The organism is Janibacter sp. RAF52, from assembly GCF_052114035.1.
In the GTDB taxonomy this organism is placed as follows: Bacteria; Actinomycetota; Actinomycetes; order Actinomycetales; family Dermatophilaceae; genus Janibacter; species Janibacter hoylei.
This window is the reverse complement of the sequence record NZ_JBFRDY010000009.1, coordinates 83,077-103,655: the sequence shown is the minus strand read 5'-3', so window position 1 is coordinate 103,655 and position 20,579 is coordinate 83,077. Positions and strand designations below refer to the sequence as shown.

Genomic DNA, 20,579 nt, shown 5'->3' with positions numbered 1-20,579 from the left:
CGGGGTGACCTTCGCCTCCCTAGGTTTTCGCCCGTCCCTTGCGCCACCCCGCCCACCCCGGGCCCTCGGAGGAGAAGTCATGACGCCACCCCGCAACGACCGCACCCTGCTGCCGCTGGCCGCAGGCCACCGGGACGGCGGCCGCTCCGCCGCCACCTGCCTGTGGAAGTGCAACGACGCGTGCAGCAAGCCGGTCCCCAACACCTCGGACAACGAGTACTTCGGTGACGTCGTGGCCGCGTCGCGCCGCTCGGTGCTCAAGGCCGGTGGCGCCGCCGCCGCGCTCGCCGGTCTGACGACCGCCGCCGGCACCGCGCTCGCCGAGCCCGCCGTCGCCGCCCCCGGGCCGGGCAAGACCGCCCCCTTCGGCTTCACCGGGATCGACCCGGTCAACGCCGGCACCGACGAGGTCGTCGTGCCCGAGGGCTTCCGCTGGGCCCCGATCATCGCCTGGGGCGACCCGGTCCTCGCCGGTGCCCCCGCCTTCGACTTCGACCACCAGACGGCCGCCGCCCAGGCCGGCCAGATGGGCTACAACTGCGACTACGTCGGCGTCCTGCGCAACGGCAGCGCCAACCAGGCCGTGCTCGTCGTCAACAACGAGTACACCAACAACGAGCTGATGTTCCACGGCTACACCGACGCCGCGTCGCTCACCGACGACCAGGTGCAGATCACGATGAACGCCCACGGCATGACCGTCGTGGAGATGACCCGCAAGAACGCCAACAGCAAGTGGGTCTACACCAAGGCGGCCCCGCTCAACCGACGCATCACCGCCGAGACCCCCTTCGAGCTCGTCGGTCCGGTCCGCGGCAGCGACCTCGTCAAGACCTCCGCCGACCCGGCCGGCACGACGCCGCTCGGCACCTTCGGCAACTGCGCCGGCGGCACCACCCCGTGGGGGACCATCCTCTCCGGCGAGGAAAACTTCAACGGCTACTTCACCCAGCCGGCCGCACCCTCCGACGACCTGGCCGGCGAGGCCGCCGCCCGCTACGGCCTGGCCGGTGGCAGCGCCGCGCAGCACAACTGGGACCGCCTCGACGACCGCTTCGACCTGACCAAGGAGCCCAACGAGGCCCACCGCCACGGCTGGATCGTCGAGGTCAACCCCTTCGAGCCCGACGCCAAGCCGCGCAAGCTGAGCGCGCTCGGCCGCTTCAAGCACGAGGGCGCCAACGTCGTCGTCGCCGGCGACGGCCGGGTCGTCGTCTACATGGGTGACGACGAGCGCTTCGACTACATGTACAAGTTCGTCTCCGCGGCCACCTACGTCGAGGGCGACGTCGCCGCCAACCGCACGCTCCTCGACGAGGGCGACCTGTACGTCGCGAAGTTCACCGGCAACGGGACCGGGGGCGGGCTCCACGACGGCACCGGCGAGTGGCTGCCCCTCGTCGTCGACGGCGAGTCCCAGGTCGACGGCATGAGCCTCGAGGAGGTCCTCGTCTTCACCCGGCTGGCCGCCGACAAGGTCGGCCCGACGAAGATGGACCGCCCCGAGGACGTCGAGGTCAACCTCGTCAACGGCCGCGTCTACGCCGCCCTGACCAACAACTCCAAGCGCGCTCCCGGTCAGGTCGACGAGGCCAACCCCCGCGCGGAGAACAAGCACGGTCAGGTCCTCGAGATCACCCCGCGCTCGGGCGACCACACGGTCACCGGCTTCGACTGGAAGCTCGTGCTCATCTGCGGCGACCCGAGCGACCCGGAGACCTACTTCAACGGCTACGACAAGTCGCAGGTCAGCCCGATCTCCTGCCCCGACAACGTCGCCTTCGACAGCTCGGGCAACCTGTGGATCTCGACGGACGGCAATGCGCTCGGCCACTGTGACGGCATGTACCTCATGCCGCTCGAGGGCGAGCACACCGGCCACCTGCAGCAGTTCCTCTCCGTCCCGGCCTTCTCCGAGTGCTGCGGCCCGCTCATCGAGTGGGACGACCGCGTCGTCTTCGCGGCGATCCAGCACCCGGGCGAGGACGACGGCGCGAGCACGACCAATGTCCGCAGCCGCTTCCCCTACACGGGCAACACGCAGCCGCGTCCCGCGGTGATCATGGTGTGGCCCGAGGCGAGCAACGAGCCGAAGCCCCCGAAGGAGCCCAAGCCCCCGAAGGAGCCCAAGCCCCCGAAGGAGCCCAAGCCGCCCAAGGGCCACAAGCCCCCGAAGGGCGACACGCCCCGCGGCCCGGTCATCGAGACCGACCGCGTCTGACCCCACCACCCGGGCGGGCCGTCCGCGACCGCGGGCGGCCCGCTCCCCCATGACAAGGTGAGACCCATGCCCCGCCACCGCCCCTCCCGCCGCGCTCTCGCCGCCGGCGCCCTGCTCGCCCTGGCCGTCACCGGCTGCGGGGCGGGTGGTGACGACCCGCAGCCGTCCGGGACCTCCCCTTCGTCATCGGCGACGTCGAGCACGAAGGGGGCGACCCCCACCTCGTCGTCGACCGGCGCCACCTCGTCGTCGGGCACCTCGAGCACGAGCCATGCCCCCGACCCCGACGTCACGGTGACGCCTGCGGCCGACGCGCCGCAGACCGCCGCCGAGGCGAAGGCCGGCCGGTCCGCTGCCGACGCCTCCGCCCCCGCGACCACGCTGAGCATCCCCGCGGTCGGCCTGTCGACGAAGATCGGTCCCCAGGGCCTGCGCGACGGCAAGGTCAACCCGCGCGCCGGCGAGGTCATCTGGTTCACCGGCTACGACCGGGTCCGGCCGGGGGCCACCGGCACGACCGTCATCGCCGGCCACGTCATCTCGGGCGGGAGGGCCGACTCCTTCGCCGCCCTCGAGCAGCTGTCCAAGGGCGACGGCGTCGTCCTGTCCTACCCCGGCGGAGCCCACCTGCGCTTCGAGGTGACGAGCACCGACATCGTCGACAAGGACGAGCTGACGACGAGCCAGGACGTCTGGGGGGACAACTCCGACACCCGCCGGATCGTCCTCGTCACGTGCGACGACGAGCTCGGCTTCCGCACCGACGGGCACCGCAAGGCCAACTTCGTCGCCGTCGCAGAGCTGCCCGCCTGAGGCCGGACCGGCGGCGGGAGTAGCCTCGGCCGGTGACCCCTCAACGTGACGCGCGCGGCGTCCTCGCCGCCTGGCTCGCCTACGGCATCTGGGGGCTCTTCCCCCTGTACTTCCACGCTCTCCGGCCGGCCGGCGCCGAGGAGATCCTCGCACACCGCGTCATCTGGACCTTCGTGCTGTGCGTGCTCGTCCTGCTGCTGCGCCACGAGCTGGTGGCCCTGCTGCGGCAGCTGCGCGGGCGCCTCGCCCTGGGCGTCGGTATCGCCGCCTACCTCATCGGCGTCAACTGGTTCGTCTACGTCTACGCGGTCGGCACGGGGCGGACCAACGAGGCGGCCCTGGGCTACTTCCTCAACCCGATCGTCACGGTCGCCCTCGGGGTGCTCGTGCTCGGCGAGGGGCTGCGCCGCCTGCAGTGGGTCGCGGTGGCGATCGGCGCGATCGCGGCGCTCTACCTCACGGTCGCCGGCGGCGGGCTGCCGTGGATCTCGCTGGTCCTCGCGCTGAGCTTCGGTGGCTACGGCCTGACCAAGAAGCGCCTCGGGGCGACCCTGCCGGCGCTCCAGTCGCTCTAGGCGGAGACGATCTTCCTCCTGCCGCCCGCGCTCGCCCTCGTGTGGTGGCTGGGCGCCGGGGGCGAGTCGACCTTCACTATCGACACCCCGTGGCACCCGCTGCTGCTCGTCTCGGCCGGCGTCGTCACCGCGATCCCGCTCCTGCTCTTCGCCGAGGCGGCCCGACGCATCCCGCTCGTGACGATCGGGCTGATCCAGTTCATCACCCCGGTGCTGCAGCTCGTCGTGAGCGTGACGCTGCTCGGCGAGCACCTCGAGCCGGCCCGGTGGGTGGGCTTCGCGATCGTGTGGGTGGCGCTGGCCTGCCTCACGGTCGACTCGCTGCGCACGGCCCGTTGCCGGCGCCGCCCCGCCCCGGGCGAATGCGAGTCGCTGGAGCCGGTCGAGCCGGTCTGATCGGGCCTCAGGGCGGGCCGGATCAGCCGACCCGGTGGACCACGCCTTCCATGAGGGCGACGAGAGCCGTCTTGGCGTCGCTCTCGGGCAGGCCGGCGAGCGAGTCGGTCGCCCGCCGCCCGACGGCGAGGGTCTCCTCGCGGGCCTGCGCCATCGCCGGGTGGCGCCGCAGCAGCTCCAGGGCCCGCTCGACCCGCTCGGGCTCCTTGAGCTCCGAGCGCAGCAGCTCCTGCAGCTCGGCGTCGGCCGGGTCGGTGGAGGCGAGCGCGTTGAGCACCGGCAGGGTCCGCTTGCCCTCGCGCAGGTCGGTGCCGGGCGTCTTGCCCGTCTCACCGGACTCGCTCGCGATGTCGATGAGGTCGTCGGCGAGCTGGAAGGCGACGCCGAGGTGCTCGCCGTACTCCGTGGCCAGCTCGACGACCTCGGGGCTGCACCCGCCGTACATCGCGCCGTAGCGGGCCGCCGTCGCCACGAGCACCCCGGTCTTGTCGGCGAGCACCCCGCGGTAGTACTCGCGCGGGTCGGTGCCGTCTGGGCAGGGGCGGTCGTCACGGATCTGGCCCGAGCACAGGCGGATGAAGGTCTGCGCCTGGATCTTCACGGCGTCGGCACCGAGGTCGGCGATGATGTCCGACGCGGTGCCGAAGAGCAGGTCGCCGACCAGGATCGCCGTCGAGTTGTCGTAGCGGGCGTTGGCGCTCGGGGCCCCGCGGCGCAGGTCGGCCTCGTCCATGACGTCGTCGTGGTAGAGGCTCGCGAGGTGGGTCAGCTCGACCCCGGCCGCGGCGGCGATGACCCGGTCGTTGATCCCCTCGCCGAGCTCGGCGACGAGCATGGTGAGCATGGGGCGAAACCGCTTGCCGCCGGCCTTGGCCAGGTGGAGGTTGGCCTCGGTGATGAAGTCGTCCTCGCTGCGGGTGCGCTCGACGATGAGCGCCTCCACCTGCTCGAGACCGGCCTGGAGGCGGGAGGTCAGGTCCGTGCTCGCGCCCGGGAGGGCGAGCACGGGCGGCGTCGAGCTGGTCACTGCGTCACCTCGTGATGAAGATGCTGGACTGCTCGGCTAGCTCGAGCAGCGGGCCCGGGAAGACACCGAGGGCGATCGTAGCGATGACGCCGATGACGATGACCACCAGGGACAGCGTGGCGGGTGCGGCGGCGGTCACCTCGCCCGTCGGCTCGGTGAAGAACATGAGCACGATGATGCGCACGTAGACAAAGGCGGTGATCGCCGACATGAGCACGCCGATGACGACGAGGACGACGCCGGCCAGGCCGGCGTGCTCGACCGCCGGGAGGAAGGCGACGACCTTGGAGGTGAACCCCGAGGTGAGCGGGATCCCGGCGAAGGCGAGCATGAAGAGGGCGAAGGCACCGGCGAGGTAGGGGTGGTTGCGCCCCAGACCGGCCCACTGGGACAGGTGGGTGGCCTCCGCGTCGCGCTCGCGCACGAGGTTGACGACGGCGAAGGCGGCGATCGTAGTGATGCCGTAGGCGACGACGTAGAAGAGCACACCCTCGACCGCCGAGCGGTCGAAGCTGATGAGCGCCACGAGGATGAAGCCGGCGTGGGCGATCGAGCTGTAGGCGAGCAGTCGCTTGATGTCGGTCTGGGTCACCGACAGCACCGAGCCGGCGACCATCGTCAGGGCGGCGATGACGATGACGCCCGTCCGCCACTCCCACCGGGTCGTCTCGAGCCCGACGTAGACCAGGCGCAGCAGCGCGCCGAAGGCGGCCGCCTTGGTGCACGCGGCCATGAAGCCGGTGACGGGGCTCGGGGCGCCCTGGTAGACGTCGGGCGTCCACGAGTGGAAGGGGACGGCGCCGACCTTGAAGAGCAGCCCGACGAGGACGAGGACGACACCCGGGAGCAGCAGCCCCTCGAGCTCGCCGGTGGAGGTCGTCGCCGCGGCCGCGATCTCCGGCAGGCCGATCGACCCGGCGTACCCGTAGAGCAGGGCCGCGCCGAAGAGGAAGAAGCCGGAGGAGAAGGCGCCGAGGAGGAAGTACTTCAGCGCCGCCTCCTGGGAGAGCAGCCGACGGCGGCGGGCCAGGCCCGACATGAGGTAGAGCGGCAGCGACAGCAGCTCGAGCGCGACGAACATCGTCAGCAGGTCGTTGGCCGCGGGGAAGAGCAGCATGCCGGCCAGCGCGAAGAGGGCCAGGGGGAAGACCTCGGTCGTCGACCAGCCCTTGCGGGCGGCCTGCGCCTCGAGGTCGGAGCCCGGGCTCGCCGCACCCATGGGGGTGAAGGCATCGGCGCTGTCGCCACCGAGGCGGTCGGCCATGACGAGCAGGCCGAGCCCGCCGAGGACGAGCAGGGCGCCCTGGAGGAAGCGGGTCGGGCCGTCGACCGCGACGGTGCCGCCGACGGTCACCCCGACGTGGTCACCGGTGAGGAAGAGCAGCGTGGCCATGGAGGCGACCACGGACAGACCCGTCACGGCGAGGTGTGCGACGTGCTTCGCCCCGCGGGGGACGAAGGCCTCGACGAGGACACCGACGAAGGCACCGACGAGCAGCACGATCATGGGCGCGAGGGCCTGGTAGCTGATGTCGACGGCCTCGAAGGCCTCGGGCACGGTGGGGGGCATCAGTGGTCACTCCCGGAGTCGAGCTGGAGGCCGGCGGGCACGGTCGGGATCGTGTCGCCGACCCCGACGATCTCGAGCGTGCGCTCGACCGCCGGGTTGAGCACCTCGAGGGCCGGCCCGGGGAAGAAGCCGAGCACGACGAGGGCGACGACGATCGGGGCGACGACGGCCTTTTCCCGCCAGCCGAGGTCGGGCACGGCGGCGGCGAGGACACCGGGGCGACGCCCTTCGTCGAGGTCGGCACGGACGAAGGGGAGCTCGCTCGCCTCGTCGGTGGCCTCCTGCGCGTCGGTCCCGGCGGTGCCGACGACCGGCGGCGGGCCGGTGAAGACCCGCTTGTAGAAGAGCAGGACGTAGATCGCGGCGAGCACGACACCGAGCACGGCGAAGGCGGTCGCGACCGGCTCGCGGGGCCAGGCACCGGCGATGACGAGGAACTCCGAGACGAAGGTCGACAGACCCGGCAGCGAGAGCGTCGCCAGGCCGGAGAGGAGGAAGACACCGGCGAGCACCGGGGTCACCCGCTGCCAGCCGCCGTAGGCCTCGATGTCCTGGCTGCCGCGGCGCGCGATGAGCATGCCGGCGACGAGGAAGAGGCCGGCCGTCGCGAAGCCGTGGTTGACCATGTAGAAGTTGGCGCCGACCTGGGCCACCGAGGTGAAGGCGAAGATGCCCAGGACGATGAAGCCGAAGTGGCTCACCGAGGTGAAGGCGATCAGACGCATCATGTCGCGCTGGCCGATGGCCAGGATCGCCCCGTAGAGGATCGAGACGACCGCGAGGGTCACGACGACCGGGGTCGCCCACAGGCTGGCCTCGGGGAAGAGCTGGAGGCAGAAGCGCACCATGCCGTAGGTGCCGACCTTGTCGAGCACGCCGACGAGCAGGGTCGCCACGGCCGGGCGGGAGGCCGCCGCCGCGTCGGGCAGCCAGGTGTGGACCGGCCACATCGGCGCCTTGACCGCGAAGGCGATGAAGAAGGCGATGAAGAGCCAGCGCTCGGTGCTGCCCCCGATCTCCAGGCCGGTGAGGTTGGCGACGAGGAAGCCGTCGGGTCCACCGGGGCCCTGCAGGTACAGGGCGATGACCCCGACGAGCATGATGAGCCCGCTGGTGAGGGAGAAGAGCAGGAACTTCACGGCTGCGGCCTGGCGGTGCGCGCCGCCGTACATCCCGATGAGGAAGTACACCGGGATGAGCATCGCCTCGAAGAAGACGTAGAAGAGGAAGACGTCGGTCGCGGCGAAGACGCCGATCATGAAGGGCAGCAGCACGAGCAGCAGGGCGAAGTAGCCCTTGTGCCAGGCCCCGCCCTCGGGGGCGTCGTCCCACGCGGCGAGGATGCACACCGGCACGAGGACGAGCGCCATGAGGATGAGCGCGAGCGAGATGCCGTCAACGCCGAGCGAGTAGCTGACGCCGAGCTGCGGGATCCACTCGTGCTGCTCGACCATCTGGAACTGCTCGGTGCTGCCGCGGGTGAAGCTCGTCGCGGTCGCGATGATGCCGAGCACCAGGGTGACCAGGGCGGAGCCCAGAGCGATGGGTCGGGCGAGAGCCGCACTGCTCGACGGGAGGACCGCCACCACGGCCGCGCCGGTGAGCGGCACGACCATGAGCAGGGAGAGCCAGGGCAGGTCGTTCATCAGTTGATCACCCACAGGGCTGCGAGGAAGACGACGACGCCGGAGAGCATCGTCAGGGCGTAGGAGCGGGCGAAGCCGTTCTGGGCCCGCCGCAGCCAGCTCGACGCCGACTCGATGCCGCGGGAGAGCCCGCCGACGCCGGCGCCGTCGATACCGCCGGTGTCCATGGACACCAGACCGCGGGTCAACGAGATGCCGGGCCACTGGAGCAGGGTCGCGTTGAGCTCGTCCTGGTAGAGGTCGGCCCGGGCGGCGCGCGTGAGGGCCGAGCCCTCGGGCGCGACCTGCGGGACCTCGCGGCGGCCGTAGACGAGCCAGGCCCACACGGCGCCGATGGCGACGACGACGAGGGTGCCGGCCATGAGGACCGGGATCGGCAGGACCGGCTCGTGGTGCTCGACGTGGCCGAGCACCGGCTCGAGCCAGGTCGTGATCGGCGCGACGGTCGCGAGGACGAGACCGAGCAGGGCCGAGCCGACGGCGAGGACCATCATCGGGATCGTCATCGTCAGCGGCGACTCGTGCGGGTGCACGTCGTCGGTCCAGCGGCGCTTGCCGTGGAAGGTCATGAAGAACAGGCGCGACATGTAGAAGGCCGTGATGCCGGCACCGATGAGCGCGGTGAGCCCGAAGACCCAGGGCCGCCAGCCCTCACCGACGAAGGCGGCCTCGATGATCTTGTCCTTGCTCCAGAAGCCGGCGAAGGGGGGCACCCCGAGGATCGCCAGCCAGCCCAGGCCGAAGGTCACCCAGGTGATCTTCATGACCGCCGAGAGCCCGCCGAAGCGGCGCATGTCGACCTGGTCGCCCATGCCGTGCATGACCGAGCCGGCGCCGAGGAACATCCCGGCCTTGAAGAAGCCGTGGGTGATGAGGTGGAAGATCGCGAAGGCGTAGCCGACCGGGCCGAGGCCCGCGGCGAGCATCATGTAGCCGATCTGGCTCATCGTCGAGGCGGCCAGGGCCTTCTTCATGTCGTCCTTGGCGCAGCCGACGACCGCACCGTAGACGAGGGTGATCGCACCGACGATGACGACGGCGAGCTGCGCATCGGGCGCGGCCTCGAAGACGTGGTGGCTGCGCACGACGAGGTAGACGCCGGCGGTGACCATCGTCGCGGCGTGGATGAGCGCGGAGACGGGGGTCGGGCCGGCCATGGCGTCACCGAGCCAGGACTGGAGCGGGAACTGCGCCGACTTGCCGCACGCACCGAGCAGGAGGAGCAGGCCGATCGCGGTGACGGTGCCCTCCCCCGCGCCGCCCACGGTGGCGCCGACGGTCGCGATGTCGAGCGTGCCGAAGGTCGCGAGCATGAGCGTCATCGCGAGGATCAGGCCGACGTCACCGATGCGGTTGGCGATGAAGGCCTTGTTGGCCGCGGTCGCGTAGGCGGGGTTGTGGTTCCAGAAGCCGATGAGCAGCCACGACGCGAGGCCGACGCCCTCCCAGCCGACGAAGAGCAGCAGGTAGGAGTCGGCGAGGACGAGCACGAGCATCGACGCGACGAAGAGGTTGAGGTAGGCGAAGAAGCGTCGCTTGTCCGGGTCGTGCTCCATGTACCCCAGCGAGTACACGTGGATGAGCGAGCCGACGAAGGTGATGAGCAGGACGAAGGCGAGCGACAGCGGGTCGACGACGAGGCCGGCGGTGACGTCGATGTTGCCGGCGGGCACCCAGTCCCACAGCTCGAGCCGGCCCGACCGGTCGTGGGCGTCGGTGCCGAGCATCCCGACGAAGATCGCGGCGCCGACGGCGAAGGAGCCCCACGACAACGCGGTCGCGAGGAGCGGGCCGAAGGAGTCGGTGAGCCGGCCGCCGAGCAGGAGCACGGCGGCGCCGAGCAGCGGCAGCGCGACGAGCAGCCAGGAGAGTTCGGTGAGCAAGGTGACTCCCTTACAGCTTCAGCAGGTTGGCGTCGTCGACCGAGGCCGACCGGCGGGCACGGAAGACGGCCATGATGATGGCCAGTCCGACGACGACCTCGGCAGCCGCGACGACCATGACGAACATGGCGATCACCTGGCCCTCGACCGACCCGTGCATGCGGGCGAAGGTGACGAAGGCGAGCGAGGCGGCGTTGAGCATGAGCTCGATGCCCATGAAGACGACGATCGCATTGCGCCGCAGCAGCACGGTCGCGCTGCCGATCGTGAAGAGGATGACCGCGAGGTAGATGTAGTTCATCGGGCTCATCGCTCCTGCCCCCCGTCGGTCGTGGTCTCGGCGTCCTCGAGCTGGGTGTACCGCGTCGGCGTGGTGACCTGGTCGCGGGCGACGAGCACCCGGTTGAGCGAGAGCTCGCTGATGCTGCCGTCGGGCAGCAGCGCCGGGGTGTCGACGGCGTTGTGCCGGGCGTAGACGCCGGGGACGGGCAGACCGGCCAGGTGCTTGCCGGAGCGGAAGCGCTGGTCCATCCACTCCTTCTGCGTCGGCTTGGCGATGATCCGCTCGCGGTGGGCGAAGACCATGGCGCCGATCGCGGCGACGGTGAGCAGGCCGGCCGTCACCTCGAAGAGCCAGACGTACTTGCCGAAGACGAGGTAGGCGATCGCCTCGACGTTGCCCGGGTTGGTGTTGACCTCCGCGAGCGAGGGGTCGCCGGAGTAGGAGACCCGGCCGATGGCGCCGCAGAGCAGCGCGACGACGGCGAGCGAGAGCACGAGGGTGAGCACGCGCTGGCCCTTGAGCGTCTCGACGAGGGAGGACGAGTGGTCGACACCGACGAGCATGACGACGAAGAGGAAGAGCATCATCACCGCGCCGGTGTAGACGAAGATGTGCACGACCCCGAGGAAGTCCGCCTCCTGCAGGAGGTAGAAGACGCCGAGGACGATCATCGTCGTCACCATGCCGATGGCCGCGTGCACGGCCTTGCGGGCGAAGAGCAGGGCCAGCGCGCCGGGGACGGCGATGCAGCTGAGGACCCAGAAGACGACGGCCTCACCGGTGCCGGTCATCGGGCCTCCTCCGTGTCGTGGCCGCTCGCGTCGTGGCCGCTCGCGTCGTGGCCGCTCGCGTCGTGGCCGCTCGCGTCCGAGCCGCTCGCGTCGCGGTCGCTCGTGTGCTGGTCGACCCACCGACGCTGCTCGTCGGTGGCCGTCGCGACCTTGCCCTGGTAGTAGTCGCGCTCCTCCGTGCCGGCGACCATCGGGTGCGGCGGCGGGAGCATCCCCTCCTGGAGGGGCGCGAGCAGCTGCTCCTTGGTGAAGATCAGGTCGGCGCGGTTGTTGTCCGCGAGCTCGTACTCGTTGGTCATCGTCAGCGCCCGCGTCGGGCAGGCCTCGATGCACAGGCCGCAGAAGATGCAGCGCAGGTAGTTGATCTGGTAGATGTGCCCGTACCGCTCACCGGGGCTGAAGCGCAGCCCCCGCTCGTCGTCGTTGCCGCGGCCCTCGACGAGGATCGCGTCGGCCGGGCAGGCCCAGGCGCACAGCTCGCAGCCCACGCACTTCTCGAGACCGTCCGGGTGACGGTTGAGCTGGTGCCGGCCGTGGAATCGCGGCTGGGTGGGCCACTTGACCTCGGGGTACTCCTGGGTCGCCACCTTGCGAAACATCGTCGCGAAGGTGACCCCGAAGCCCGCCACGGGGGCGAAGAGGTCGGCGAAGAACCCTCCCTTGGCGTCGTCGTCAGCCACGGTGCTCCTCCTCGGAGGTCGGCGCATTGGTCGTCGTGGACGGGGTGGGCGCCGGCGCGGAGCCGATGGCGGCGCCGGCCGGGGGCGCCTCGACGAGGCGCTGCCCGGGCATCGGGGGCACGGGGTAGCCCCCGGCCCACGGGTCGATCTCGTCGGGCACCTCGGCCGCGGCCCGCTCGGCCTGCGAGCGCGCCTCGACCTTGCTCTCCCAGATCCACGTGGACCCGAGGACGAGCACGCCGAGCACCGAGACGATGATCAGCGAGGAGACGGGGAACTCGACGCCGAGGAGGCCGACGGTGCCGTCGCCGAAGAAGCCGGCGTCCGCGCCGCGGATGAAGGCGACCGCGATGACCCAGGCGACGGTGACGGGGATGAGGAACTTCCAGCCGAAGCGCATGAACTGGTCGTAGCGGGTCCGGGGCAGGGTGCCGCGCAGCCAGACGAAGAAGTACATGAAGAGCCACAGCTTGACGGTGAACCACAGCAGGCCCCACCAGCCGGTGTTGAGCATGCCGTCACCGATGGCGGCGATGCCGGGAGGGGCCTGCCAGCCACCGAGGAAGAGGGTCGTCGCGAGCGCCGAGACGGTGAACATGTTGATGTACTCCCCGAGGAAGAACATCGCGAAGCGCATCCCGGAGTACTCGGTGAAGTAGCCACCCACGATCTCGCCCTCGCCCTCGGCGAGGTCGAAGGGCAGCCGGTTGGTCTCGCCGACCATCGTGATGACGTAGATGACGAAGGAGACGCAGGCGGGGACGACGTACCAGAGGTCGCTCTGGGCGGCGACGATCTCACTCGTGCTCATCGAGCCCGCGTACATGAAGACCGCCACGAGGGCCAGGCCCATCGCGATCTCGTAGGAGATGAGCTGGGCCGTCGCGCGCAGGCCACCGAGCAGCGGGTAGGTCGACCCGGCGGACCAGCCACCGAGGACGATGCCGTAGGCCGCGACGCCCGCGACCGCGAGGACGAGCAGCGCGGCGACCGGCAGGTCGGTCAGCTGCAGCGGGGTGTGGTGGCCAAACATCCACACCATCCCGCCGAGCGGCATGATCGAGAAGGCGACGAAGGCCATCGACGCGAAGATCACCGGGGCGATGGTGAAGATCAGGGCGTCGGCCCCCTTCGGCCGCACGTCCTCCTTGAGCATCGACTTCATGCCGTCGGCGAGGGTCTGCAGCAGGCCGAAGGGGCCGTTGCGGTTGGGGCCGGGACGCTGCTGCATCCGGCCGATGACGCGGCGCTCGAACCAGATGACGAGCAGCACGGAGACGAGCAGGTAGACGAAGAGGAAGAGCGCCTTGACGAGGGAGAGCCACAGGGGCGTGTCGCTGAAGTCGGCGGCCACCGGCTTGTCGGCCGCGGCGACGAGGAGGTCGAGCCCCGTCATGCCGCACCCCCCTTCGTCACGGAGACGATGGCTCCGGCCTGTCCGGCGAGGCCGCGCAGGTCGCAGCTCTCGGAGTTGGTCGGCAACCACACGACGTGGTCGACCATGTCGTGGATGGCGACGGGCACGGTGACCCGCAGGTCCTCGCCGCTCACGGTGACGAGGTCACCGTCGACGATGCCCATCCCCTGCGCGGTCACCGGCGAGATGAGGGCGCGGGGCGCCTTCGCGGTGCCGGCGAGGAAGGGTTCGCCGTCCTGCAGCGAGCCCTTGTCGAGCATGAGCCGCCAGGTGGCGAGCACGAGCTCGCCGACACCGGGCTCCGGGACGGGGGCGCGACGCACCCGCGGCGGGTAGCCCTCGGCGCGCGGCGTGACCGTGTCCTCCATCGAGCGGCGGGCCTCGGCGGTCGTGCGCGTGCCGAGGAAGGCGCCCATCTCGTCGGCGAGCATGTGCAGCACCCGGTGGTCGGGCAGGGCGCTCGTCGCGAGCGCCGCCTCGAAGGGCCGCACTCGGCCTTCCCAGTTGACGAAGGCGCCGGCGCGCTCCGCGTGCGGAGCGACGGGCAGGATGACGTCGGCGTGCTCGGTGACGCTGCTCGGCCGGATCTCGAGGGAGACGACGAAGGCCCGCTCGATGGCCTGCGCGGCCCCCGGCAGTCCGAGGTCGTCGACGTCGACACCGCCGACGAGCAGGGCGCCGACGCGGCCGTCCGCCGCAGCGGCGACCATGCCGGCCGTGTCACGGGCTCCGGCATCGGGCAGGCACCCGGCCTCGATGGCGCCCCGCTCGCCCGCGCGACGCGGGACCCAGGCCAGGCGCGCGCCGGTCGCCGTGGCGAGCTCGGCGGCAGCGGCGAGCGCGCCGGGCACGGTGGCCAGACGCTCGCCGACGAGGATGATCGGTCGCTCGCCCCGCAGCGCGGCGTGGGCGGCGACGACCGGGTCGGTGTCGGTGCCGGGGCCGATCTCACCGGCGAGCGCGGTGAGCACCTCGGTCTCGGTGCCGGGCGCGCTCGGGATGAGGGTGCCGCCGAGCTTGTCGAGACCACGGGTGGCCAGGGGGGCGACGGAGTAGACGGCGGTGCCGGCTTTGCGGTGCGCCTTGCGCAGGCGCAGGAAGAGGATCGGGCTCTCCTCCTCGGGCTCGAGCCCGGCGAGCAGCACCGAGCCGGCGCGGCCGATCTCGTCGTAGGTCACGCCCGTCTCAGGCGTCGTGCCGGCGACGTGGCGCAGCAGGAAGTCGCGCTCGTCCGCCGAGTGCGGGCGGGCCCGGTGGTCGATGTTGCCCGTGTGCAGCACCGTGCGGGCGAAGGCGGCGTAGGCGTGAGCGTCCTCGACGCTCACCCGGCCGCCCACGAGGACGCCGTGGTCGGTGGCGGCGCGCAGTCCGGCCGCGGCGGCGGCCAGGGCCTCCCGCCAGGAGACGACCCGCAGCTCACCGTCGGCGTCGCGGACCATCGGCAGCTGGAAGCGGTCGCCGAGGTCGGCCGAGACGAAGGCCCAGCGGCCCTTGTCGCAGTTCCACTCCTCGTTGACCTGCGGGTCGTTGCCGGCCAGGCGCCGCAGGACGGTGCCGCGACGGTGGTCGGTGCGAAGGGAGCAGCCGTCGGCGCAGTGCTCGCAGACGTCGGGGGTGGAGACGAGGTCGAAGGGTCGGGAGCGGAAGCGGTAGGCCGCCCCGGTCAGCGCCCCCACCGGGCAGATCTGCACGGTGTTGCCCGAGAAGTAGGACTCGAAGGGCTGCTCCTCGTAGATCCCGACCTGCTGCAGGGCGCCCCGCTCGACGAGCGCGATGAAGGGGTCGCCGGCGACCTGGTCGGAAAAGCGGGTGCAGCGCGCGCACAGGACGCACCGCTCGCGGTCGAGCAGCACCTGCGAGGAGATGTTGACCGGCTTGGGGTAGGTGCGCTTGACGTCCTCGAAGCGCGAGGTCGCCCGGCCGTTGCTCATCGCCTGGTTCTGCAGGGGGCACTCGCCACCCTTGTCGCAGACCGGGCAGTCGAGCGGGTGGTTGATGAGCAGCAGCTCCATGACGCCCTGCTGCGCCTTGTCGGCGACGGGCGAGCTGTGCTGCGTGCGCACGACCATGCCCTCGCTGACGGTCATCGTGCAGCTGGCCTGGGGCTTGGGCATCGGCTTGACGTTGCCCTCGCGGTCGGGCGTCGCGACCTCGACGAGGCACTGCCGGCAGGCGCCGACGGGCTCGAGGAGGGGGTGGTCGCAGAAGCGCGGGATCTGGATGCCCGCCTCCTCGGCCGCCCGGATGACGAGGGTGTCCTTGGGGACCTCGACCGGCACCCCGTCGATACTCACCGTGACCAGCTCGGGGGTCGCGGGGGCGGTGTTCTTGTCGCTCGTGACGGTCATGCGTTCACCTGCGCGCTGTCGTGGTGGGCGAAGAGCGTCGAGGCGGCCGGCGGAAAGAGCTCGGCGGCCGGGGTGTGGCAGCCGGCCTCGAACTCCTCGCGGAAGTGCTTGACCGCCGAGGTGATCGGGCTCGTCGCGCCGTCACCGAGGGCGCAGAAGGAGCGCCCGAGGATGTTGTCGCAGATGTCGACGAGCTTGTCGATGTCCTCGGGGGTGCCCCGGCCGTGCTCGATCCGCTCGAGGATCTGCGCGAGCCACCACGTGCCCTCACGGCACGGCGTGCACTTGCCGCAGGACTCGTGCTTGTAGAAGTCGGTCCAGCGGCTCACGGCGCGCACGACCGAGACGGTGTCGTCAAAAATCTGCAGTGCGCGCGTGCCGAGCATCGACCCGTGCGCGGCCACCGACTCGAAGTCGAGGGGCACGTCGAGGTGGGCGTCGGTGAAGATCGGCGTGGACGACCCTCCGGGCGTCCAGAACTTCAGCGGGTGCTCCGGGTCGCGCATGCCCCCGGCCATGTCGATGAGCTCGCGCAGGGTGATGCCGAGCGGTGCCTCGTACTGACCGGGCCGCTTGACGTGGCCCGAGAGGGAGAAGATGCCGAAACCCTGGGACTTCTCGGTCCCCATGTCGGAGAACCAGTCGGCCCCCTTGCCGACGATGAGCGGCACCGAGGCGATGGACTCGACGTTGTTGACCACCGTCGGGCGGGCGTACAGACCGGCGACGGCCGGGAAGGGGGGCTTGAGACGGGGCTGGCCGCGGCGCCCTTCGAGGGAGTCGAGCAGGGCCGTCTCCTCACCGCAGATGTAGGCACCGGCACCGGCGTGGACGGTGACGTCGAGGTCGAAGCCGCTGCCCTGGATGTCCTTGCCGAGGTAGCCGGCCGCGTAGGCCTCCTCGACCGCGCGCATGAGGCGGCGGTAGACGTGGACGACCTCGCCGCGCAGGTAGATGAAGGCGTGGTTGCAGCCGATGGCGGAGCTCGTGATCGCGACGCCCTCGACGAGGAAGTGCGGGGCGGCCATGAGCAGCGGGATGTCCTTGCACGTGCCCGGCTCGGACTCGTCCGCGTTGACGACGAGGTAGCGGGGGCCGCCGTCCGGCGGGGGCAGGAAGCCCCACTTCATGCCGGTGGGGAAGCCGGCGCCGCCACGACCGCGCAGGCCGGAGTCCTTCATCGTCTGCACGAGGTCGGAGGGGTCCTCGCCGAGGGCCCGGCGCAGGGCGGAGTAGCCGTCGTGCTCCTCGTAGGTGGCCAGGGCCCACGACTGCGGGTGGTCCCAGAACCTCGTGAGGATCGGCGTCAGCGTCGTCATGCCTGCCCCTCCTTGCCGTCACTCGTCGGGCGCTCGTCCGGCTCGTTGGCCGGGGTGTCGACGGAGGTCTGCTCGCCGGTGGCGGTGCCCTCGGTCGACGCGTCGTTGGTCGGCGCCGCGTCGGGGGTGGCGTCGCCGCTGTCGGGAGCCGTCCACCCTTCGCGTCGCGCCAGCTCCACCCCGCGAAGGGAGGCCGTCCCGGCTCCGACGCCCTCGTCGGCCAGCCCGTCGGGGAAGCCGGCGAGCACGCGCGAGACCTGCTTGAAGGTGCACACCCGGCTCGGCCCGCGCGTCGGCGCCACCGGCGCACCGGAGCGCAGGTCGTCGACGAGCTGCACCGTGGAGTCGGGGGTCTGGTTGTCGAAGAACTCCCAGTTGGTCATGACGACCGGGGCGTAGTCGCACGCCGCATTGCACTCGATGCGCTCGAGGGTGATCTTGCCGTCCTCGGTCGTCTCGTCGTGGCCGATGCCGAGGTGCTCGCTCACCGTCTCCCAGATCGCGTCGCCGCCCATGACCGCGCACAGCGTGTTGGTGCACACGCCGACGGTGTAGTCGCCATTGGGGTGGCGCTTGTACTGGGTGTAGAAGGTCGCGACGCCCGAGACCTCGGCCGTCGTCAGCCCGAGGGCGCTCGCGCAGAAGTCGATGCCCCGGCCGGTGACGTAGCCGTCGATGCTCTGCACGAGGTGCAGCAGCGGCAGCAGCGCCGAGCGCCGCTGCGGGTACCGGGCGATGACCGCCTTGGCGTCCGTCGACAGCTGCTCGAGGACGTCCGCGGGGTAGGGCTCCTTGCTCTCCGACGGCACGTGCAGGTGCCCCGAGGCGGTCTGCTCTCCGTAGTGGTTGACCATCAGCGGTCCACCCCTCCCATCACCGGGTCGATCGAGGCGACCGCGACGATGACGTCGGCGAGGTTGCCCCCTTCGCACATGGCCGCGACGGCCTGCAGGTTGTTGAAGCTCGGGTCCCGGAAGTGGGCCCGGTAGGGGCGGGTGCCGCCGTCGGCGACGACGTGGCAGCCCAGCTCCCCCTTCGGCGACTCGATGCCGACGTAGGCCTGCCCGGGCGGCACGCGGAAGCCCTCCGTCACCAGCTTGAAGTGGTGGATCAGCGACTCCATCGAGGTGCCCATGATCTCGCGGATGTGGTCGAGGCTGTTGCCCTGCCCGTCGCCACCGACCGCCAGCCGGGCGGGCCAGGCGATGCGCTTGTCGGCGACCATCGTCTCGCCGGGGTGGCGCTGCAGCTCGTCGGTGACCTGCTCGACGATCTTCAGGCTCTCGCGCATCTCGTCGAGGCGGATGCACAGGCGGTCGTAGGCGTCGGCACCCGTGCGGGTGATGACGTCGAAGTCGTACTTCTCGTAGCCGCAGTAGGGCGTCAGCTTGCGCAGGTCGTGCGGCAGGCCGGTCGAGCGGAGCACCGGACCGGTGATGCCCAGCGCGGTGCACCCGGTGAGGGAGAGGACCCCGACGTCCTTGGTGCGGCCCTTGAGGATCGGGTTCTCCAGCAGCAGCTTTTCCAGCTCGCCGATGCCCTTGCGCACCTGCGGCACCATCTCGCGGATCTTGTCGATCGCGCCGTGCGGCAGGTCCTGGGCGACACCGCCCGGGCGGATGTAGGCATTGTTCATCCGCAGGCCGGTGATGTTCTCGATGACCGACAGGATCCGCTCGCGCTCGCGGAAGCTGATCGTCATGATCGTCGTCGCGCCCATCTCCATGCCACCGGTGCCGAGACAGATGAGGTGGCTGGAGATGCGGGTCAGCTCCATCATGAGCACCCGGATCGCGCTCGCGCGCTCGGGGATGTCCGCCGTGATGCCGAGGACCTTCTCGATCGCCAGGCAGTACGCGGCCTCCTGGAACATCGGCGTCAGGTAGTCCATCCGGGTGCAGAAGGTGACCCCCTGCGTCCAGGTGCGGAACTCCATGTTCTTCTCTATGCCGGTGTGCAGGTAGCCGATGCCTGCGCGGGCCTCGGTGACCGTCTCGCCGTCGAGCTCGAGGATGAGCCGGAGCACCCCGTGGGTTGACGGGTGCTGCGGGCCCATGTTGAGGACGATCCGCTCCTCGGGGTTCATCCCGAGCTCGCCCATCTCCTGGTCCCAGTCGCCGCCGGAGACGTTGACGACGTGACCCTCGGCGAGGTCGTCGGCGCCGGGAGTGGCATGCACCCCGGTGTGCGTGCGTGTGCGAGCCATCAGCTGTACGACCTCCGCTCGTCGGGCGGCGGGACGGTGCCGCCCTTGTACTCCACCGGGATGCCACCCAGCGGGTAGTCCTTGCGCTGCGGGTGCCCGGCCCAGTCGTCGGGCATGAGGATGCGGGTGAGCGCCGGGTGCCCGTCGAAGACGACACCGAACATGTCCCACGTCTCCCGCTCGTGCCAGTCGGCCGCGGGGTAGGTGGCGACGACGCTCGGGATGTGCGGGTCGGCATCCGGCGCGGTGACCTCGACCCGCAGGCGGCGACCGCCGTGGGTGATCGAGAGCAGGTGGTAGACGACGTGCAGCTCCGCGCCCTCGTCCTGGGGGAAGTGCACCCCAGAGACCGACATGCACATCTCGAAGCGCAGGTCCGGGCGGTCGCGCAGCGCCCGCATGACGACCGGCAGGTCCTCGCGGCGCACGTGCAGCGTCAGCTCGTCGGCGTGGACGACGACCCGCTCGAGCAGGTCGCCACCCGTGGCGTCGGCGAGCCGGTCGACGACCTCGTCGTACCAGCCGCCGTAGGGGCGCTGGGCGGCGCCGGGGAAGGCGACGCTCGTGCGCAGCCCGCCGTAGCCCGAGGTATCCTGCCCCTCCCGGGCACCGAACATCCCGCGACGCTCGTCCCGCACGACGGGGGCGTGCGCGGGGTCGACCTCGCCGGCCCCCTCCCCTTCGACGTTGCTGTACTCGACCGGCTGGTTGCCGCCGGTCAGGCCCTGCGTCGACGGGAAGCCCTTGTTGGCCGTGCCGCTCAGGCCGACGCCGTCCGGGTGGACGCCCTCGGCGGGCGTGTCGAGCTCGTCACTCATGCGAGGAGGTTCCTTCCGAGCAGGCCCTCGTGGTCGTGCGTCGGGGGCTGCAGCTCCGTCGGGGTGGCGCCCAGCGCGGCCTGCTCGGCGGCGCGGGCAGCGGCGACCCGGTTGACCCCCAGCGGGGTGCTCTGGATCTGCTCGTGCAGGGTGATGATCGCGTTGAGCAGCATCTCCGGCCGCGGCGGGCAGCCCGGCAGGTAGATGTCGACGGGGATGATGTGGTCGACGCCCTGGACGATCGCGTAGTTGTTGAACATGCCGCCCGAGCTGGCGCACACACCCATCGAGATGACCCACTTCGGGTTGGCCATCTGGTCGTAGACCTGGCGCACGACCGGGGCCATCTTGTTGCTCACGCGACCGGCGACGATCATCAGGTCGGCCTGGCGCGGCGTCGCCGCGAAGCGCTCCATGCCGAAGCGGGCCAGGTCGTAGTGCGGCGTGCCGACGGCCATCATCTCGATGGCGCAGCAGGCCAGCCCGAAGGTCGCGGGCCAGATCGACGCCTTGCGCATGTAGCCCGCAAGGTTTTCGACGGTCGTCAGCGCGATCCCGGCCGGCAGCTTCTCTTCGATCCCCATTG

At 71.0% G+C, this 20,579-nt stretch carries 18 protein-coding genes; 4 read left to right on the top strand and 14 right to left on the bottom strand.

Translation table 11 applies throughout. The features are described 5' to 3' along the window. Nucleotides 1–79 precede the first annotated feature (79 nt). The 4 genes from AB4Y78_RS12455 to AB4Y78_RS12440 all read left to right on the top strand — a co-directional run bounded on the left by AB4Y78_RS12455 (nt 80) and on the right by AB4Y78_RS12440 (nt 4,005). Complete coding sequence (locus tag AB4Y78_RS12455) at nt 80–2,221, top strand: PhoX family protein (protein WP_441715372.1); 2,142 nt, start codon at nt 80–82, stop codon at nt 2,219–2,221. Between the two features lie 66 nt (nt 2,222–2,287). Further along, a complete protein-coding gene (locus AB4Y78_RS12450; protein WP_441715370.1) occupies nt 2,288–3,034 on the top strand; it encodes a class F sortase in 747 nt (248 codons plus the stop codon). Between the two features lie 32 nt (nt 3,035–3,066). Beyond that, on the top strand, nt 3,067–3,609 hold the full coding sequence (gene rarD / locus AB4Y78_RS12445; RefSeq protein WP_441715369.1) for an EamA family transporter RarD: 543 nt from the start codon (nt 3,067–3,069) through the stop codon (nt 3,607–3,609). Nucleotides 3,610–3,648: 39 nt separating this feature from the next. Continuing rightward, nucleotides 3,649–4,005: an EamA family transporter gene (locus AB4Y78_RS12440; RefSeq protein ID WP_441715367.1), complete on the top strand. Its 357-nt coding sequence runs from the start codon at nt 3,649–3,651 to the stop codon at nt 4,003–4,005. Between the two features lie 22 nt (nt 4,006–4,027). On the opposite strand, the gene AB4Y78_RS12435 is transcribed toward AB4Y78_RS12440, so the two are convergent. The 14 genes from AB4Y78_RS12435 to AB4Y78_RS12370 are packed head-to-tail and all read right to left on the bottom strand — an operon-like array spanning nt 4,028 to nt 20,577. After that, complete coding sequence (locus AB4Y78_RS12435; RefSeq protein WP_441715365.1) at nt 4,028–5,032, bottom strand: polyprenyl synthetase family protein; 1,005 nt, start codon at nt 5,030–5,032, stop codon at nt 4,028–4,030. 4 nt (nt 5,033–5,036) lie between these two features. After that, entirely contained in the window at nt 5,037–6,602 is a 1,566-nt protein-coding gene (nuoN, locus tag AB4Y78_RS12430; protein WP_306512632.1) for an NADH-quinone oxidoreductase subunit NuoN, read from the bottom strand. Continuing rightward, nucleotides 6,602–8,248 (bottom strand): NADH-quinone oxidoreductase subunit M, encoded by a 1,647-nt coding sequence (locus tag AB4Y78_RS12425; RefSeq protein ID WP_441715363.1) that lies wholly within the window; start codon nt 8,246–8,248, stop codon nt 6,602–6,604. The genes nuoN and AB4Y78_RS12425 overlap by 1 nt, the downstream gene beginning before the upstream one ends. Further along, entirely contained in the window at nt 8,248–10,131 is a 1,884-nt protein-coding gene (nuoL, locus tag AB4Y78_RS12420) for an NADH-quinone oxidoreductase subunit L (protein ID WP_441715361.1), read from the bottom strand. Before nuoL ends, AB4Y78_RS12425 begins: the two co-directional genes overlap by 1 nt. 10 nt (nt 10,132–10,141) lie before the next feature. After that, nucleotides 10,142–10,441 carry an NADH-quinone oxidoreductase subunit NuoK gene (gene nuoK, locus AB4Y78_RS12415; protein WP_441715359.1) on the bottom strand — a complete coding sequence of 100 codons (300 nt, stop codon included), beginning with the start codon at nt 10,439–10,441 and terminating at the stop codon, nt 10,142–10,144. Next, on the bottom strand, nt 10,438–11,205 hold the full coding sequence (locus AB4Y78_RS12410) for an NADH-quinone oxidoreductase subunit J (RefSeq protein ID WP_441737176.1): 768 nt from the start codon (nt 11,203–11,205) through the stop codon (nt 10,438–10,440). Before AB4Y78_RS12410 ends, nuoK begins: the two co-directional genes overlap by 4 nt. After that, nucleotides 11,202–11,912, bottom strand: coding sequence for an NADH-quinone oxidoreductase subunit NuoI (gene nuoI / locus AB4Y78_RS12405; protein WP_441715356.1), 711 nt, complete (start codon nt 11,910–11,912; stop codon nt 11,202–11,204). Before nuoI ends, AB4Y78_RS12410 begins: the two co-directional genes overlap by 4 nt. Then, nucleotides 11,878–13,281, bottom strand: coding sequence for an NADH-quinone oxidoreductase subunit NuoH (nuoH, locus tag AB4Y78_RS12400; protein ID WP_441715354.1), 1,404 nt, complete (start codon nt 13,279–13,281; stop codon nt 11,878–11,880). The genes nuoI and nuoH overlap by 35 nt, the downstream gene beginning before the upstream one ends. Continuing rightward, nucleotides 13,278–15,650: an NADH-quinone oxidoreductase subunit G gene (locus AB4Y78_RS12395; protein ID WP_441737173.1), complete on the bottom strand. Its 2,373-nt coding sequence runs from the start codon at nt 15,648–15,650 to the stop codon at nt 13,278–13,280. The genes nuoH and AB4Y78_RS12395 overlap by 4 nt, the downstream gene beginning before the upstream one ends. Then, a complete protein-coding gene (gene nuoF, locus AB4Y78_RS12390) occupies nt 15,647–16,969 on the bottom strand; it encodes an NADH-quinone oxidoreductase subunit NuoF (RefSeq protein ID WP_441713959.1) in 1,323 nt (440 codons plus the stop codon). The genes AB4Y78_RS12395 and nuoF overlap by 4 nt, the downstream gene beginning before the upstream one ends. Next, entirely contained in the window at nt 16,966–17,823 is an 858-nt protein-coding gene (nuoE, locus tag AB4Y78_RS12385; RefSeq protein WP_441713957.1) for an NADH-quinone oxidoreductase subunit NuoE, read from the bottom strand. The genes nuoF and nuoE overlap by 4 nt, the downstream gene beginning before the upstream one ends. After that, on the bottom strand, nt 17,823–19,175 hold the full coding sequence (locus AB4Y78_RS12380) for an NADH-quinone oxidoreductase subunit D (RefSeq protein ID WP_007925570.1): 1,353 nt from the start codon (nt 19,173–19,175) through the stop codon (nt 17,823–17,825). The genes nuoE and AB4Y78_RS12380 overlap by 1 nt, the downstream gene beginning before the upstream one ends. Further along, on the bottom strand, nt 19,175–19,993 hold the full coding sequence (locus AB4Y78_RS12375) for an NADH-quinone oxidoreductase subunit C (protein WP_387354799.1): 819 nt from the start codon (nt 19,991–19,993) through the stop codon (nt 19,175–19,177). The genes AB4Y78_RS12380 and AB4Y78_RS12375 overlap by 1 nt, the downstream gene beginning before the upstream one ends. Continuing rightward, nucleotides 19,990–20,577, bottom strand: coding sequence for a NuoB/complex I 20 kDa subunit family protein (locus AB4Y78_RS12370; protein ID WP_007925568.1), 588 nt, complete (start codon nt 20,575–20,577; stop codon nt 19,990–19,992). The genes AB4Y78_RS12375 and AB4Y78_RS12370 overlap by 4 nt, the downstream gene beginning before the upstream one ends. Nucleotides 20,578–20,579: the final 2 nt, after the last annotated feature.